The following is a 15,539-nucleotide window of genomic DNA, read 5'->3' on the forward strand; positions in this document are numbered from 1 at the left end:
TGGAGACCCGAGGCCGACGGCTGCGGCCAAGGGTCAGTCCGTGGGCGGCAGTTCGCCCGAGCCGCGCGTGATCAGCCGTGTCGGCAGCTCGATGCGCTCGGGGACGACGAGGCTGCCGTCGAGTTGGCGGAAGAGGCGCTCGGCGGCGGTGCGGCCCAGGGTGGCGGCGTCCTGGGCGACGACGGTCACGCCGGGCTGGAGGAGGTCGGCGAGCTCGATGTCGTCGAAGCCGACGAGGGCGACGGGGCGGCCGCGCTCGGCGATGACCCGGACGACGGTGACGGTGACGCGGTTGTTGCCGGCGAAGACCGCGGTGACGGGGGAGGGGCCGGAGAGCATGTCCTCGGCCGCCCTGCGCACCCGCTGCGGGTCGGTGACGCCGAGGGACATCCAGGCGTCCTCGACGGGTATGCCCGCGTCCTCCATGGCGGCGCGGTAGCCGCGCAGCCGCTCGGCGGCGGTGTGGATGCGGGGCATGTCGCCGATGAAGCCGATGCGGCGGTGGCCGTGGGCGATGAGGTGGGCCACACCGTCCCGGGCACCGCCGAAGCTGTCCGACAGGACGACGTCGGCGTCGATCCTTCCGGCGGGTCGGTCCACGAACACGGTGGCGACGCCCGCCCTTATCTCGGGCTCCAGGTAGCGGTGGTCGTCACCGGCGGGGATCACGACGAGCCCGTCCACGCGGCGCGCGCACAGGGCGAGGACCAGCTCCTGCTCGCGGTCCGGGTCCTCGGCGCTGGAGCCGTTGATGAGCAGGGCACCGTGCGCCCGGGCCACCTCCTCCACCGCGCGGCTGAGGGGGCCGTAGAACGGGTCGGCGAGGTCCTCCAGGACGAGGCCGATGCTGGCGGTGCGGCCCTTGCGCAGCACCCGGGCGCTGTCGTTGCGCCTAAAGCCCAGCGCGTCGATCGCCTCCTGGACTCGGCGCTCGGTGTCCGGGGTGACGCCCGGCTCGCCGTTGACGACTCGTGAGACCGTTTTGAGGCCGACCCCGGCGCGCGCCGCGACATCCTTCATCGTCGGACGGTTGCCGTAGCGGTTCTCGGGGCGACGGGCGGTCTCTGCCACGATGTCCTGTCCTGTCGTGTCGTCCGCGGGGATGCGAAGGTCCCCCGGCTTGTATGAGGATGTGGCGTCGAGCATAGAGCCTGGACAACGTTGTCAGATGCGGGAGAGACTGTCCACCGCAATCTCCGGCCTGCGCCCCCACCGCGAGACCGGCCTGCCCTTTCCTCAAGGTTCCTCAAGGTTCAGCGGGAGATCAGACACTGATGCACACCGACCTCGTGGCCGCGCTCGACATCGGCGGCACCAAGATCGCCGGAGCGCTCGTGGACGGCCACGGCCGGATCCTCCTGCGCGCCCAGCGCCCGACGCCGGCGCAGGAGCACGGCGACACCGTTATGCGGGCCGTCGAGGACGTGCTCGGCGAGCTGACCGGCTCCCCGCTGTGGAGCAGGGCAGGAGCCGTCGGGATCGGCAGCGCGGGCCCCGTGGACGCCTCCGCGGGCACGGTCAGCCCGGTGAACGTGCCGGGCTGGCGTGACTTCCCGCTGGTCGAGCGGGTACGTGGGGTCACCGGAAGCCTGCCGGTCGAGCTGATCGGCGACGGGGTGGCGATCACCGCCGCCGAGCACTGGCAGGGCGCCGCCCGTGGGCACGACAACGCGCTGTGCATGGTGGTCTCCACCGGCGTCGGCGGCGGCCTGGTCCTCGGCGGCCGGCTGCACCCCGGCCCGACGGGCAACGCCGGGCACATCGGCCACATCAGCGTCGACCTCGACGGCGACCCGTGCCCGTGCGGTTCCCGTGGCTGCGTCGAGCGCATCGCCAGCGGCCCCAACATCGCCCGCCGCGCCCTGGAACAGGGCTGGCTGCCCGGTCCCGACGGCGACACCTCGGCCGCCGCGGTGGCCGCCGCCGCTCGCGAGGGCCATCCGGTCGCCGTGGCCTCCTTCGAGCGGGCCGCACAGGCGCTGGCTGCCGGGATCGCGGCCACCGCGACCCTGGTCGAGATCGACATCGCGGTGATCGGCGGGGGTGTGGGCAAGGCCGGCAGCATCCTGTTCACACCGCTGCGCAAGGCCCTGGCCGACTACGCGACCCTGTCCTTCGTCCAGCGGCTGACGGTCGTGCCCGCGCAGACGGGGACGGATGCGGGCCTGGTGGGGGCTGCTGCGGCGGCCTGCAGGTCACCGCGCCCAACTGCCGTGTGAAAAGCGGTGGTTGGTCCTCCATTCGGCGGTTGGCGTTCCATTGGCGGTCTGTTGGAGCCTTCCCTGAAGATCACTCGTGCGCGGCGCATGCCGGGCATGAGGGAGGGAACGGGACATGAACGCACGTATCGTGCGGCGGGCTGCCGTCGGGGTCGGCACGCTTGCCGGAGTCGCCACGCTGGTGCTGGGCGGCAGCGGGGTCGCCTCCGCCGAGACCGCGCGGCACACGGTGTGGAGCAACAGCTGCTCGGGCACCCTGATGAGCGAGTACGTTTCGGGCGGCGGGGGCTGGCAGGTCCGGAACTACGTGAACAACAGCAGTGGTGGCACCACCTGTTCGGGCTGGATCGACTGGGCCCCGGACGGCGACACCAACCACTTCTACGGGCTGCAGAACCGGATCTGGGTCGACCCGTGGAACACCCAGGAGTCCACCTACATCCCGGACAACGACCCTGCGCTGGCCCGCGTCTGCGTGCAGGCGCGGGGCGACAACACGGCGCGCTGCAGCGCATGGTGGTAGGCCGATGACGGTCACCGCGCGTCGTCAGGGGGTTGAACCCTCGACGATCGCGCGGTGACCTCGGCGGGCCCGGTGCTCAGCACATGAGCTTCGCGTCCGCCCAGTCCGCGTGGTCGGAGTCGATGCCGTCGCCGCCGTCGGTGACGACGAGCCGGACCACCTGGGCGCCGCTCACGTCGGCCGTGACCGGCTGGGCGGGCATCGCGTTGGTGAGGACCCCGGTCGAGGCGACCTTCGTGCCATCGGCCCAGATCTCGAAGGCGACGGTGCCGCGCGCGCCCTTCTCGTCGTCGACACCGACGTCCGCGGTGACCGTCTCGCACGCCGCGCCGGTGTAGTACTCGACAGCGCTCTCGGCGTGCACGCCCAGCCCCTTGGCGAATTCGACACCGCCCAGAGTGATCGGACGACCGTCGCCCGCGGCACTCTCGCCGTTGCTGGTGTTGCGCTCGACTGGGCCCCAGCCATTGGTCGTCGACAGCCACGGCAGGTCACCGAGCGAGGAGACACCCGCGGGTGGCGCGACGACCACGGTTGCCTTCAGCGGCAGCACGCTCTCGACGCGCGTACCCGTGAGGGAGCGGTAACGCGCCCTCAACGTCAGGTCGTACGAGCCGGTGGCGGTGGACCCGGGAGCGGTGACCTGCCACTTGGTGCGCAGGGAACGGCCCGTCGGCAGCAGGCCCGCGGTGGTCGGCGAGATGGCCTTCACCGTCCAGCCGGCAGGGCCGGCGAGTGTCACGGAGAGGTGTGTGGCGGGCGTACGGCCGAGGTCGGTGACCTTCGACGTCAGCGCGGCCGTCCTGCCGGCCTGCACCAACGGGCTGCCGTCCAGGCCGAGTTCGACGGCCGGCGGGCGCGTGGCCCACCGGCCGCCGGCCGAGACGCGGACGAGAACCGTGCCGTGGGCGGGCACGGTCGCCGCGATCGTGCCCGCGGTGTTGTAGCTCCTGTGCTGCCACAGGTCCCGCAGGGTGTACGCGCCGGCCTCGGGCAGTCCGGCGGCGCGGGCGGTGGTGGCGATGTGCTGTGGACTGCCGGTCTCGTTGAACAGCGCCACCGCACGGCTGCCGTCCTTCATCTCCTTGGCGACCACCCAGCGGCCGCCCTCGGAGGACAGCACCGTGCCCTGCTTGCCCAGCGGGTCCTGGTCGACCGCGATGACCTCCTTGTTGCCGAGGACGTCGAAGGTCGCGTCGGACGCCTTGCGCAGGTCGGAGCCGATGAGCAGCGGTGCCGCCATGACCGACCACATCGAGAAGTGCGTGCGGTACTCGGTGTCGGTCATTCCGCCGTTGCCGACCTCCAGCATGTCCGGGTCGTTCCAGTGGCCGGGGCCCGCGTGGGCGGAGAGCGGCAGGTTCTGCTTCAGGATCGACAGCATCGAGCCCCAGCTGTCGCTGATGTCGCCGGTCGTGCGCCACAGGTGGCCGACGTCCGACGCCCATTCCCAGGGCTTGTTCTCACCCCACTCGCAGATGCTGTACACGATGGGCCGACCGGTCGCCTTGAGGGCGTCACGCATCGTCGTGTAGCGCAGCTTGGCGTCCACGCCCTGGTTGTTGCAGTTGTCGTACTTGAGGTAGTCGACGCCCCAGTCCGCGAACTGCTGGGCGTCGCTGTACTCGTGGCCGAGTGCGCCCGGGAATCCCGCGCTGTTGCACGTCTTCGTTCCCGCGCTGGTGTAGATGCCGAGCTTGAGACCCTTGGCGTGCACGTAGTCGGCAACTGCCTTGATCCCGTGGGGGAATCGGACCGGGTCAGGCACCAGCTTGCCGTCCGCGTCGCGCGCCGGCAGGGCCCAGCAGTCGTCGAGGTTGACGTACTGGTACCCGGCGTCCTTGAGGCCCTTGTCGACGAACAGGTCGGCGATTCCCTCGACCATGGACTCGTTGAACTCGGCCCGGCAGTGCGTGGAGTTCCAGTTGTTGAACCCCATGGGCGGGGTGAGGGCAAGACCGTCGGCCAGGGTGGGCGCGGCGGGCTCGGCGGTGGGAGCGGCGAGAGCCGGCGCCGCGAGCCCGGTCGTACACAACAGTCCTGCAGCGAGTGCTCCGATCACTCTTCGGCGAGGTGTGCGGATGTGAAGGTGACGCATCGTTACGTTCCTCCGAACACGCGAAAGGTAGGACGTGTAGCAGTCCTCGTCTGTCGTGCGCGTTTACGGTAGGACCTGTCGGACTCTGTTGGAAGAGAAGGGTAACGGTTGTTCGATATTTCGTCAGAACCCTTGACGACACCTCTGTATGGGAGTGAGATCCAAGCCGCGCGTTCGGTTGTGTTGGATGGCACCCCGAGGAGGGGGACATGGCACAGTCATCGTTCAAGGAGTTCGGCGTGCCCGAAGGCACGGCAGGACATCGGATGTCCCGGCGCAATCTATTGCGTGGTGCGGCCGCGGGAGTCGGCGCGGTCACGCTCCCCGTCCTGCTGTCCGCCTGCGGCGACGGACCGGGTGGGAACAAGAACGAAGTCAGCGTGGGGTCCAACGCCTCGGACCCGATTCCCAAGAAGGCCTACGCGGCGGCCTTCACGGCGTACGAGAAGACCTCGGGCAAGAAGGTCAAGGTCAACACCAAGGACCACAACGACTTCCAGGAGAACATCAACCGCTATCTGCAGGGCACGCCCGACGACGTCTTCATGTGGTTCGCCGGATACCGCATGCAGTACTTCGCCGAGAAAGGGCTGCTGCACGAGATCAGCGATGTGTGGAGCGGCTTCACCGGTTTCTCCGACGCCCTCAAGGACCAGTCCACGCACGCGGGCAAGCAGTACTTCGTGCCGTACTACTACTATCCGTGGGCCGTCTTCCACCGGAAGAGCCTCTTTGAGAAGCAGGGATACCAACAGCCGGGAACCTGGGACGAGTTCATCGCGCTCGCCAAGAAGATGTCCAAGGACGGCATTCCGGTCGCCTTCTGCGACAAGGACGGCTGGCCCGCGATGGGCACCTTCGACTACATCAACATGCGCCTGAACGGATATGACTTCCACAAGTCCCTGATGGCGGGCAAGGAGTCGTGGACCGACAGCAAGGTGAAGGGCGTCTTCGACACCTGGCGCGAACTCATGCCGTACTACCAAAAGGGCGCCCTCGGCAGGACCTGGGAGGAGGCCGGGCAGGGTCTGGCGCAGCGCAAGACGGGCATGGCCGTGTTCGGAATGCCGCACCCCGGCACCCAGTTCGCGGAGAACGAGCGCGGCGACATCGACTTCTTCGCCTTCCCCGAGATCGACCCGCAGTACGGGCAGGACGCCGTGGAAGCCCCCATCGACGGATTCCTCGTCGCCAGGAAGTCGAAGAACCTCACCGGCGCCAAGCATCTCCTGAAATGGCTGGGCACCCCCAAGGCCGAGGAAACCTACCTCGCCCTCGACCCCAACAACGTGGCGGTCAACGACGGCGCCGACACCTCCAAGTACAGCGCTCTGCAGAAGAAGTCGGCGCAGCTGGTCTCCGGCGCCAAGCAGATTTCGCAGTTCATGGACCGCGACACCCGTCCCGACTTCGCCTCGACTGTGATGATCAAGGCGATCCAGGACTTCATCGGCAACCCGAAGGACGTCGACAGTCTGTGCAACAGCATCGAACGACAGAAGAAGACCATCTTCTCGTCGCCCGTCGGCTGAATCCGGAGGAAGACGTTCCGTGGCGCTCAACATCCCACGGCGCGCCGGTCGGCGGCGTCTGCGGCGGTTCACCCGCCGCGACGTCGTCGTCCTCGGCGTGCTCCTCGGCCTGCCCGTTCTGCTGGACATCGTCATCATCTGGGGCCCGACGCTGGCCTCCATCGGGCTTTCCTTCACCGCCTGGGACGGCGTCGGCGACGTCCACTGGGTCGGCGGCGACAACTACAAGAACCTCGTCGAGAACTATCCGGCGTTCTGGCCTGCCGTGCGCCACAACGTCATGTGGCTGCTCTTCCTCGGCCTGGTCGCCACCCCGTTCGGACTGTTCCTCGCGGTGCTCATCGACCGCGGCGTCCGCTTCAGCCGCTTCTACCAGTCCGTCATCTACATGCCGGTCGTGCTCTCTCTCGCCATCGTAGGCTTCATCGCGCAGCTGATCCTCGGCACCGACCAGGGCGTGGTCAACACCGTCCTCAACAACCGCGCCGACCCGATCGACTGGCTCGGGGACTCGCACCTCAACCTGTGGATGATCATGATCGCGGCGGGCTGGCGGCATGTCGGCTACGTCATGATCCTCTACCTGGCCGGCCTGAAGTCCGTCGACCCGCAGCTGAAGGAAGCAGCCGCCATGGACGGCGCGAACGAGCGGCAGACCTTCTTCCGCGTCGTCTTCCCGACCCTGCGCCCGGTCAACGTCGTCGTGGGCGTGATCACCGTCATCGAGGCTCTGCGCGCCTTCGACATCGTCTACGCCGTCAACAAGGGCCGCAACGGACTGGAAGTGCTCTCCGTCCTGATCACCGACAACATCATCGGGGAGGCCAGTCGCATCGGATTCGGCTCCGCCATCGCGGTCGTCCTGCTCACCGTCTCCCTGGGATTCATCGTGACGTTCCTGGTCCAAGAGCTGCGAGGTGCCCGCGACCGATGACCGCAGACCTGCGCACCGGCGCGCCCGCCCACCCGGCCGCCACCACCCTTCCCGCCCCCAAGTCTCCTTCGCGCCGGGGTCGTTGGGGTGTCCACATCTTCCTGGCCGGAGTGTCGCTGGCGTTCCTCGCGCCGCTCCTGCTCGCCGTCTACGCCTCACTGCGTCCCTACGAGGAGACGGCGCAGAACGGCTACTTCTCCTTCCCCAAGCACCTGTCCTTCGAGTACTACCGCCGGGCCTACACCGAATCCGGCATGGGGAAGTACTTCACCAACACGCTGCTGATCGCCGTCCCCGCCGTGGTGGTGACCCTCTTTCTGGCCTCGTTCGTCGCCTTCGCCGTCTCCCGGCTGAAACTGCGCGGCGGCCTGGTCCTGCTGATGTTCTTCACCGCGGGCAACCTGCTGCCCCAACAGGTCATCGTCACCCCGCTGTACGTCCTGTTCAACAGGATCCCGCTGCCCTGGTGGATGTCCGACTCCATGACGATGTACGACTCCTACTGGGCCGTCATCATCGTCAACATCGGCTTCCAGATGGGCTTCTGCGTCTTCGTCCTCGCCCATTTCATGCGGACGCTGCCGCAGGAGATCCTGGAGGCCGCGATCGTCGACGGCGCCGGTGTGTGGACCCTGTTCTGGCGCATCACCCTGCCGCTGTGCCGCCCGGCCCTCGCAGCCCTGGGAACCCTCGAGTTCACCTGGATCTACAACGACTTCCTGTGGGCGCTGATCTTCATCTCCAACCCCGACAAACTCCCGGTCACCTCTTCACTGAACAACCTCAGGGGTCAGTTCTTCACCGACTACAACCTGCTCGCCGCGGGCTCGGTGCTGGTCGCCCTGCCCACCATCCTCGTCTTCCTGGTGCTGCAACGGCACTTCATCGCCGGGCTGACACTGGGGTCGACGAAGGGGTAGCCATCGTTCGTGGAGCCACCGGCCCGCGGCGAGCGGGTCATGGATGTGCGGCTCAGCCGTGGTAGGTGATGTACCCGTTGCCGTCGGGGTCGTTGGCGCTCGCCGTGTACTTGTGGGTGTCGGCGTGGCTGCCGTTCGACTTGTACAGGTAGATGGTGTCCCCGCCGTTGTTCCACATGAAGTTGCAGCTCTGCCGGTACACCACGTTGTGCGCGTCGGAGTCGGTGCCGTGGCCGCCGCGCAGCTTCACGTAGTCACCGGGCTGGAGGTAGTGGTTGGAGGGGAAGGTGAAGACGTTGCCACTGGCGCTGGCGTCCTTGACCTTGTAGCCCTTGAGGTTGACGGTCGTCGAGGACGAGTAGTTCTTGATCGTCAGGTACTCCTCCTTGGTGTTGCCGGTGGCGCAGTTGTTGGAGTCGCTGCCGGGCGCGTTGTACTGGATGCCGCGGACCTTGAGCGCCGAGGTGTACTCGGTGGCCTGGGCCGGTGCGGCGAGGACGACGGTGAGTGCGGTGGCCGTGATGGCCCCGGCTATCGCGAAGCGCTGACGCATGGGATGTACCCCCCTGGTGGTGCCATGTGAAGCGTCAGAGCGTACAGAAGCCGGTGCTGGTCGGTGACGTTTTTGCGGATTCGTCCGACGAAGCCCACTGGCGTCCGGTACGTGCTGCCGGTGGGCTCCCGCTGATGGTGGGTTCGCTCGGTCGGAGGGCGTCGCCCCGCCACCGGTTCAGACCCTGCGCCAGCGCGCCATCGCGAACGAGAAGACGCCGAACAGGACCAGGCCCGTCGCGACGCAGACCAGCAGCCACGGGCCCGCGGCGGTGTCGGCGAACGAGCGGAGGGTGTCGTCCATACCCTTCGCCTTGTCCGGCTCGTACTCGACGGCCGCCCGGAGCGCGAAGCCGCCCGCCGCGACGAACACCAGCCCGCGGGCCACGCCTCCGGCCACTCCCGTCGTGTCGACCAGGCGGCGCACCCCCGTCGACGTCTCACCGAGCTTGAGATTGCGCCGGTACTTCCGCAGCACCGCCCGGGCGCCGACCCACACGCCCGCCACCACGATGCCCGCCCCGGCCGCGCCCACGATCCACTGACCGGCCGGCAGATCAAGGGCCTTGGCCGTCACATCGCGCGACTGCTCGTCACTGGAGCTGCTGCCACCCGAGCCCGCCGCGAAGGACAGCACCGAGTAGGCCACGAACGAGTAGAAGACACAGCGGGCGAGTGCCAGCAGCCGCTTCTTCGCGCTGCGACCGTCCTGCCCCACCGAGCCGAAGGCCACCTCGGACAGCCGCCACAGCGCCATGCCGACGAGCCCCACGCCCAGCACCCACAACAGGACGGCCCCGAAGGGCTTTCCGGAGATCTCGGCCAGCGCGCCGCCCCGGTCGGCCTGCTTCTTCCGATCGCCGAAGGCGATCTGCAGAGCCAGCACGCCGACCAGCAGATAGATGACCCCGCGAGCGGCCAGCCCGGCCCTCGCCGCGCCTTCCGTCAAGGAACTCCGTACCGCCCGTCGACCACCGATCGGACTGTTGCGCGTCACCGCAGTCGTGTTCATCGAACCTCCCGCTTGCCGGTTTCCCCGGCTCGCGGGAACCACACGGGCGCGGTCGGCCGTCAGGGGGTGAAGACCTCCTCAAGGCTGTCGACGACCCCGTTCTTGCCGACGTGGTACTTGAAGACCAGACCCGAGTCGGGATGCGCCTCGACCCAGTCGAGGAACTCCTGGACGCCGATGTGCTGGTTCTCGGAGCTCTCCACGACGGGGTTGGTCGCGGTCACGTATGCCGCCTGGTCCATCGGCAGGTACGTCTCCTTGCCGACGGTCTCGAAGGGGGCACCGTCGGAGTCCCCGGTGCCGCAGCCCCAGTTTCCGTGCTTGACGATGAGGTTCAGGGAGCCGCCCTCCGGGCTGTAGCGGTAGACCGCGATCTCGTCGGGGGAGATGGGCATCTTGTGATCGCAGCCGTCGCCCGTGCCGCCGCCGTCCGAAGGGGCCGTCGTGGCGGAGGCGGGCGGTGCGGACGCGGAGGCCTTGGTCCCGGGGGCCTTGGAGCCGCTGCCCGGGTCGGCGGACGTCTTCGAGGCGGGCTGTGCGCTCGCCGCGCCCGATCCGTCGCCCGACTTGCCGCCGGAGGCGGTCGACTGTGCCGTGCTCGGGTCCGTGCCGGCGGCCGCGCCGCCCGTGTTCCCGCCGTCGGAGCAGCCGGTGAGGGCCAGTGCCCCCGCCGCGCACAGGCTCAGTGCGATCGCACGGACGGCGCTGGGTCTGCGGCGGGTCGTCCGGGTGTTCGGCGTCATGATGCGTCCCCCTGTGTCACAAGACCCGTATCGGGATGATCGAGTCGGCAGGAAGGACGGAATTCGGCCGTCTGCAGTTTCATGATTTCGCCAAAAAGGAGGTACGTGGCCTACCCGTGACCCATCGGCCGGTGCGCAGTTGATTCGGGCATGAAGAAGCGAAGCATGCTTGCCGTTGCGTCCCTCGCCGCCGGATTCGTCGTCGCGGCGATCTCACCGTCCCACGGTGCCGACAGCGGCGTACTCGACGATTTGAACCTGCCCGACACCGTCAGCACCCTCGACCACACCGTCAGCAGCGACAGCCTCGCCGTGGACGACAAGGCGTTGGGCCAGAACAACTGACGTACCAGGGTGACGGATGAGCCGGCGCGACCGGTGAGCCCGCTTCATGGCGCCGGTGCCCCGAGGGAGGGGCACCGGCGCCACGGCGTTCCGGCCGCCGGAAGGCTCCCTCAACTGGACCTGGTTTCCGTGGCAGGGTGGAGCGGGCAAGCCACAGGGGGCCAACAGAAGAGGGGGAACCGTGATCGTCTGGGTCAACGGTGCGTTCGGTGCGGGGAAGACCACGACCGCACGGGAACTGATCGACCTGATCCCGAACAGCACGCTCTTCGACCCCGAGGTCATCGGCGGCGGACTCGCACAGCTGCTGCCGCCCAAGCGCCTCGCCGAGGTCGGTGACTTCCAGGACCTGCCGATCTGGCGGCGACTGGTGGTCGACACCGCGGCCGCTCTGCTCGCGGAGCTCGGCGGTGTCCTCGTCGTCCCCATGACCCTGCTGCGCCAGGAGTACCGCGATGAGATCTTCGGCGGCCTCGCGTCCCGCCGTATCCCCGTACGCCATGTGCTCCTCGCTCCGGCGGAAACGATCCTGCGCGCACGCATAGCGGACCGCGAGATACCGGAGGACCTGCCCGACGGCGACATACGCATACGCCAGTGGTCCTACGACCACATCGAGCCGTACCGCGCCGCACTCGCCGGCTGGCTCACCGCCGACGCCCACCTCATCGACACCAGCGCGCTCACCCCGTACGACACGGCCGTCCGTATCGCCGAGTCCGTACGCGCGGGTGACGTGCCCGCATGCGACATCGTGCAGACGCCCGAGCCCACCGCCGAGACCGTCGCGGCCGGCGTGCTGCTCTTCGACCAGCAGGACCGGGTGCTGCTCGTCGACCCGACGTACAAGGCGGGTTGGGAGTTTCCCGGCGGGGTCGTCGAACCCGGAGAGGCGCCCGCGCGCGGCGGCATCCGCGAGGTCGCCGAGGAAACGGGCATCCGGCTCGACGAGGTACCCGGCCTGCTCGTCGTCGACTGGGAGCCGCCCGCACCTCCAGGCTACGGCGGCCTGCGCCTCCTCTTCGACGGCGGCCACCTCGACGCCGACGCGGCCGAACGCCTGCTGCTGCCCGGCCCCGAACTGCGCGACTGGCGCTTCGTCACCGAACAGGAGGCTGCCGAGCTGCTGCCGCCGGTGCGCTACGAACGCCTGCGGTGGGCACTGCGGGCACGCGAACGAGGGGCAGCGCTCTATCTGGAGGCGGGGGTGCCGGTCGGTTGACGCCGGTCCCGGCGCTGTGATCCGGGCCCTCACGCCTCCGGCGCGGGCGGGTGCGCGGCCCGCGCCGGAAAGGGCCCCTGCCGTGGGCGGACCGGGCCGCCCGGCCGGTCAGCTCGCCGCGTAGTTGCGCAGGAACAGGGCCTCGGCGACGGACAGGCGTTCCAGCTCCTGCGGGGACACGCTCTCGTTCGCGGCGTGGATCTGGGCCTCCGGCTCGCTGAGCCCGATGAGCAGGATCTCGGCCTGCGGGTACAGCGAGGCAAGGGTGTTGCACAGCGGGATGGAGCCGCCCTGACCGGCGTACTGCATCTCCTGGCCCGGGTAGGCGACCGACATGGCCTCGGCCATCGCGGCGTACGCCGGGCTGGAGGTGTCGGCGCGGAACGCCTGGCCCTGGCCGATCTGCTCGGTGCTCACCCGCGCGCCCCACGGCGTGTGCGTCTCCAGGTGGGCCTGGAGCAGCTTGGTGGCCTGGACCGCGTCCACGCCCGGCGGGACGCGCAGGCTGACCAGCGCCCGGGCACCGGCCTGCACGGACGGCGTGGCGCCGACGACCGGCGGGCAGTCGATGCCGAGGACCGTGACGGCCGGACGCGCCCAGATGCGGTCGGCGACCGTGCCGGAGCCGATCAGCTCCACGCCGTCGAGCACCTTGGCGTCCTTGCGGAACGCCTCCTGGTCGTACTGCAGACCGTCCCACGACGTGTCGGTCGTCAGTCCGTCCACCGTCGTCGAACCGTCCTCGGCACGCAGCGAGTCCAGTACGCGGATCAGCGCGCCGAGCGCGTCGGGCGCGGCACCACCGAACTGGCCCGAGTGCAGGTTGCCTTCGAGCGTGTCCACCTGCACGCGCACCAGGGTCATCCCGCGCAGCGTGGAGGTGACCGTCGGCAGCCCGACCCGGAAGTTCCCGGCGTCTCCGATGACGATGGTGTCGGCGGCCAGCAGCTCGGGGTGCTCCTCGGCGTACCGCTCCAGGCCCCCCGTGCCCATCTCCTCCGAGCCCTCGGCGATCACCTTGACGTTGACCGGAACGCCGCCGTTGGCCTTGAGGGCGCGCAGGGCGAGCAGGTGCATGATGACGCCGCCCTTGCAGTCGGCGCTGCCGCGGCCGTACCAGCGGCCGTCGCGCTCCGTCAGCACGAACGGCGGCGTCGCCCAGGCGGTCTCGTCCAGCGGCGGCTGCACGTCGTAGTGCGCGTAGAGCAGGACCGTCTTCGCGCCCTCGGGGCCGGGCAGGAAGCCGTACACCGACTGGGTGCCGTCCGGGGTGTCGAGGAGGGCCACGTCCTGGAAACCCTCGGCGCGCAGCGCGTCGGCGACCCAGTTGGCCGCGCCCTCGCTCTCGCTCTTGGGATATTGGTCGAAGTCCGCCACCGACTTGAAGGCCACCAGCTCGGTGAGCTCCGCCTTCGCCCTCGGCATCAGCGAGGCGACGGTCTCGGCGACCGGATTCGACGACATGGGCACGCTCCTTGTAGGTGCGACGTTGTACTTGTGGGTACGAGTGATCGTGCGTGCGCACCCGCGTACTGGTGTGCGGGCGCATACGGGTCCGATCCTCCCACAGCGATCTGCGGCGATGCCCGCCGTAGGATGCGGGGGACAGGTGCGGCAGACGGCTGGACTGGGAGCAGCAAACCATCGTGAGCAGCGAGAACTCCGAGAACTCTTCGGGCGGCGCGGAGCGGGTGTGGGACGTCGTCGTGGTCGGCGCGGGACCCGCAGGGGCCTCGGCCGCCTATGCGGCAGCGGTCGCGGGACGCAGTGTCCTGTTGCTGGAGAAAGCCGAGCTGCCCCGTTACAAGACGTGCGGCGGCGGCATCATCGGCCCCTCGCGCGACGCACTGCCGCCCGGCTTCGAACTGCCCCTCCAGGACCGGGTGCACGCGGTCACGTTCGCGCTCGACGGCAGGTTCACGCGCACCCGCCGCTCCAAGCAGATGCTGTTCGGGCTGATCAACCGGCCCGAGTTCGACCAGCAACTCGTCGAGCACGCGCAGAAGGCGGGCGCCGAACTGCGCACGGGGGTCACCGTCACGCGGGTGGAACAGCACGGATCGGCGGTCCCGGACCGGCGCACCGTCGCCGTGGTGCTGCAGGGCGGTGAGACGGTGCTCGCGCGGTCCGTCGTCGGCGCGGACGGCAGCGCGAGCCGCATAGGAGCGCACGTCGGCGTGAAGCTCGACCAGGTCGACCTCGGCCTGGAAGTGGAGATCCCGGTGCCGCAGACCGTCGCCGAGGACTGGAAGGGCCGCGTCCTCATCGACTGGGGCCCGCTGCCCGGCAGTTACGGCTGGGTGTTCCCGAAGGGGGACACGCTGACGGTGGGCGTCATCTCGGCGCGGGGCGAAGGCGCTGCCACCAAGCGGTACTTGGAGGACTTCGTCGCCCGGCTCGGGCTCGCCGGCTTCGAACCGAGCATCTCCTCGGGGCACTTGACCCGCTGCCGCGCCGACGACTCGCCGCTGTCGCGCGGCCGGGTCCTGGTCTGTGGCGACGCGGCCGGGCTCCTTGAGCCGTGGACTCGCGAGGGCATCTCCTTCGCGCTGCGCTCGGGGCGGCTCGCGGGGGAGTGGGCGGTGCGGATCGCCGAGGCGCACGACGCGGTGGACACCAGGCGCCAGGCGTTGAACTACGCCTTCGCCATCAAGGCGGGCCTCGGTGTCGAGATGAGCGTCGGCAAGCGGATGCTCGCGGCCTTCGAACGGCGTCCCGGTGTGTTCCACGCGGCGCTCACGAGCCTCCGGCCTGCCTGGCGGGCGTTCGCGGGCATCACACGCGGTGCGACCTCGCTGGGCGAGCTCGTGCGCAGCCACCCGATGGCCGGGCGCGCCCTGATCGCGCTCGACCGTTCACCGTCCGAGGAGCCGGGCGTCAGCTCTTGAGCGTGAGCCGGAAAACGGGGTGGTCGGGGGCTATGCGCAGCAGCTCCGCGTCGGGGGAGTCGGGGCCGACCCCGTTGAAGAAGACGCCGACCTCGGCCTTCCAGCGCTTGAGGTAGGCGCGCAGCAGCGGCACCTTGTCGTCGTCGGCGACCTCGGCAGCGGTGAACACGTCCACGTTCTTGCCGAGGCGCAGCTCGCCGCCGCCCGCGGCCCGCATGTTGTGCGTCCACTGGACGTGGCCGCGGGGGGCGACGAGGTACTGCGCGCCGTCCACGGTGAGCAGGTTGACCGGGGTGGTGCGCCACTCGCCGCTCTTGCGTCCGCGGACGGCGAGGACCCGGGAGCCCCAGACGCTCAGGCCACGGCGGGTCATCCAGGCGACGGCGCGGTTGAAGACGTTGACGGTGAACCAGCCGGGCTTCTTGACGTGTGCGGACATGGTGACTTCCTCCTGCGGACGCCTGTGAGCGGACGGAAAGTGTGAGCACTGCTCTCGCTTGAGAGAAGTGTGTACGAGATCAGTGATCCAAAGCAAGAGCAGTGCTCTC

15 protein-coding genes are annotated in these 15,539 nt (G+C 69.3%); 8 read left to right on the forward strand and 7 right to left on the reverse strand.

Annotated features, from left to right (window positions below; genetic code table 11):
- Positions 1 to 33 precede the first annotated feature (33 nt).
- The gene (locus ACN6LB_RS11020) at positions 34 to 1,071 is read right to left on the reverse strand and encodes a LacI family DNA-binding transcriptional regulator (RefSeq protein ID WP_445025656.1); all 1,038 of its coding nucleotides are present in this window, start codon (positions 1,069 to 1,071) and stop codon (positions 34 to 36) included.
- A gap of 203 nt (positions 1,072 to 1,274) precedes the next feature.
- Between ACN6LB_RS11020 and ACN6LB_RS11025 the strand changes: the two genes are divergently transcribed.
- Together ACN6LB_RS11025 and ACN6LB_RS11030 are read left to right on the forward strand one after the other, a co-directional pair.
- Complete coding sequence (locus ACN6LB_RS11025) at positions 1,275 to 2,219, forward strand: ROK family protein (protein ID WP_356137490.1); 945 nt, start codon at positions 1,275 to 1,277, stop codon at positions 2,217 to 2,219.
- Between the two features lie 115 nt (positions 2,220 to 2,334).
- Positions 2,335 to 2,742, forward strand: coding sequence for a hypothetical protein (locus ACN6LB_RS11030; protein ID WP_445025657.1), 408 nt, complete (start codon positions 2,335 to 2,337; stop codon positions 2,740 to 2,742).
- Between the two features lie 76 nt (positions 2,743 to 2,818).
- Here the strand turns inward: ACN6LB_RS11030 and ACN6LB_RS11035 are convergent, their stop codons facing one another.
- Positions 2,819 to 4,840, reverse strand: coding sequence for an NPCBM/NEW2 domain-containing protein (locus ACN6LB_RS11035; protein ID WP_445025658.1), 2,022 nt, complete (start codon positions 4,838 to 4,840; stop codon positions 2,819 to 2,821).
- A gap of 266 nt (positions 4,841 to 5,106) precedes the next feature.
- Here ACN6LB_RS11035 and ACN6LB_RS11040 point away from each other — a divergent pair, with 266 nt between their 5' ends.
- From ACN6LB_RS11040 to ACN6LB_RS11050, 3 genes are read left to right on the forward strand one after another with little or no spacing between them, the layout of a single operon-like run.
- Positions 5,107 to 6,375 (forward strand): ABC transporter substrate-binding protein, encoded by a 1,269-nt coding sequence (locus tag ACN6LB_RS11040; protein WP_445025739.1) that lies wholly within the window; start codon positions 5,107 to 5,109, stop codon positions 6,373 to 6,375.
- Positions 6,376 to 6,394: 19 nt separating this feature from the next.
- Positions 6,395 to 7,309, forward strand: a complete 915-nt coding sequence (locus tag ACN6LB_RS11045; protein WP_356137496.1) for a carbohydrate ABC transporter permease — start codon at positions 6,395 to 6,397, stop codon at positions 7,307 to 7,309.
- Entirely contained in the window at positions 7,306 to 8,229 is a 924-nt protein-coding gene (locus ACN6LB_RS11050; protein ID WP_445025659.1) for a carbohydrate ABC transporter permease, read from the forward strand. Before ACN6LB_RS11045 ends, ACN6LB_RS11050 begins: the two co-directional genes overlap by 4 nt.
- Before the next feature lie 52 nt (positions 8,230 to 8,281).
- Here ACN6LB_RS11050 and ACN6LB_RS11055 read toward each other — a convergent pair whose 3' ends face one another.
- From ACN6LB_RS11055 to ACN6LB_RS11065, 3 genes are all read right to left on the reverse strand, one after another.
- A complete protein-coding gene (locus ACN6LB_RS11055) occupies positions 8,282 to 8,782 on the reverse strand; it encodes a lamin tail domain-containing protein (protein ID WP_445025660.1) in 501 nt (166 codons plus the stop codon).
- Between the two features lie 177 nt (positions 8,783 to 8,959).
- Positions 8,960 to 9,793, reverse strand: coding sequence for a DUF1206 domain-containing protein (locus ACN6LB_RS11060; RefSeq protein ID WP_445025661.1), 834 nt, complete (start codon positions 9,791 to 9,793; stop codon positions 8,960 to 8,962).
- Positions 9,794 to 9,852: 59 nt separating this feature from the next.
- A complete protein-coding gene (locus ACN6LB_RS11065) occupies positions 9,853 to 10,536 on the reverse strand; it encodes a hypothetical protein (RefSeq protein ID WP_445025662.1) in 684 nt (227 codons plus the stop codon).
- A 150-nt stretch (positions 10,537 to 10,686) separates the two neighbouring features.
- On the opposite strand from ACN6LB_RS11065, the gene ACN6LB_RS11070 reads away from it, so the two are divergent.
- The gene (locus ACN6LB_RS11070; protein WP_356137506.1) at positions 10,687 to 10,881 is read left to right on the forward strand and encodes a hypothetical protein; all 195 of its coding nucleotides are present in this window, start codon (positions 10,687 to 10,689) and stop codon (positions 10,879 to 10,881) included.
- A gap of 181 nt (positions 10,882 to 11,062) precedes the next feature.
- Positions 11,063 to 12,103: an NUDIX hydrolase gene (locus ACN6LB_RS11075; RefSeq protein WP_356137508.1), complete on the forward strand. Its 1,041-nt coding sequence runs from the start codon at positions 11,063 to 11,065 to the stop codon at positions 12,101 to 12,103.
- 108 nt (positions 12,104 to 12,211) lie between these two features.
- On the opposite strand, the gene ACN6LB_RS11080 is transcribed toward ACN6LB_RS11075, so the two are convergent.
- Complete coding sequence (locus ACN6LB_RS11080) at positions 12,212 to 13,567, reverse strand: dipeptidase (RefSeq protein ID WP_356137510.1); 1,356 nt, start codon at positions 13,565 to 13,567, stop codon at positions 12,212 to 12,214.
- Between the two features lie 182 nt (positions 13,568 to 13,749).
- On the opposite strand from ACN6LB_RS11080, the gene ACN6LB_RS11085 reads away from it, so the two are divergent.
- Complete coding sequence (locus ACN6LB_RS11085) at positions 13,750 to 14,991, forward strand: geranylgeranyl reductase family protein (RefSeq protein WP_445025663.1); 1,242 nt, start codon at positions 13,750 to 13,752, stop codon at positions 14,989 to 14,991.
- On the opposite strand, the gene ACN6LB_RS11090 is transcribed toward ACN6LB_RS11085, so the two are convergent.
- Positions 14,981 to 15,430, reverse strand: a complete 450-nt coding sequence (locus ACN6LB_RS11090; RefSeq protein WP_356137514.1) for a nitroreductase family deazaflavin-dependent oxidoreductase — start codon at positions 15,428 to 15,430, stop codon at positions 14,981 to 14,983. The two genes, ACN6LB_RS11085 and ACN6LB_RS11090, sit on opposite strands and share 11 nt — an antisense overlap.
- Positions 15,431 to 15,539: the final 109 nt, after the last annotated feature.

This window comes from Streptomyces sp. SAS_270, assembly GCF_052543295.1.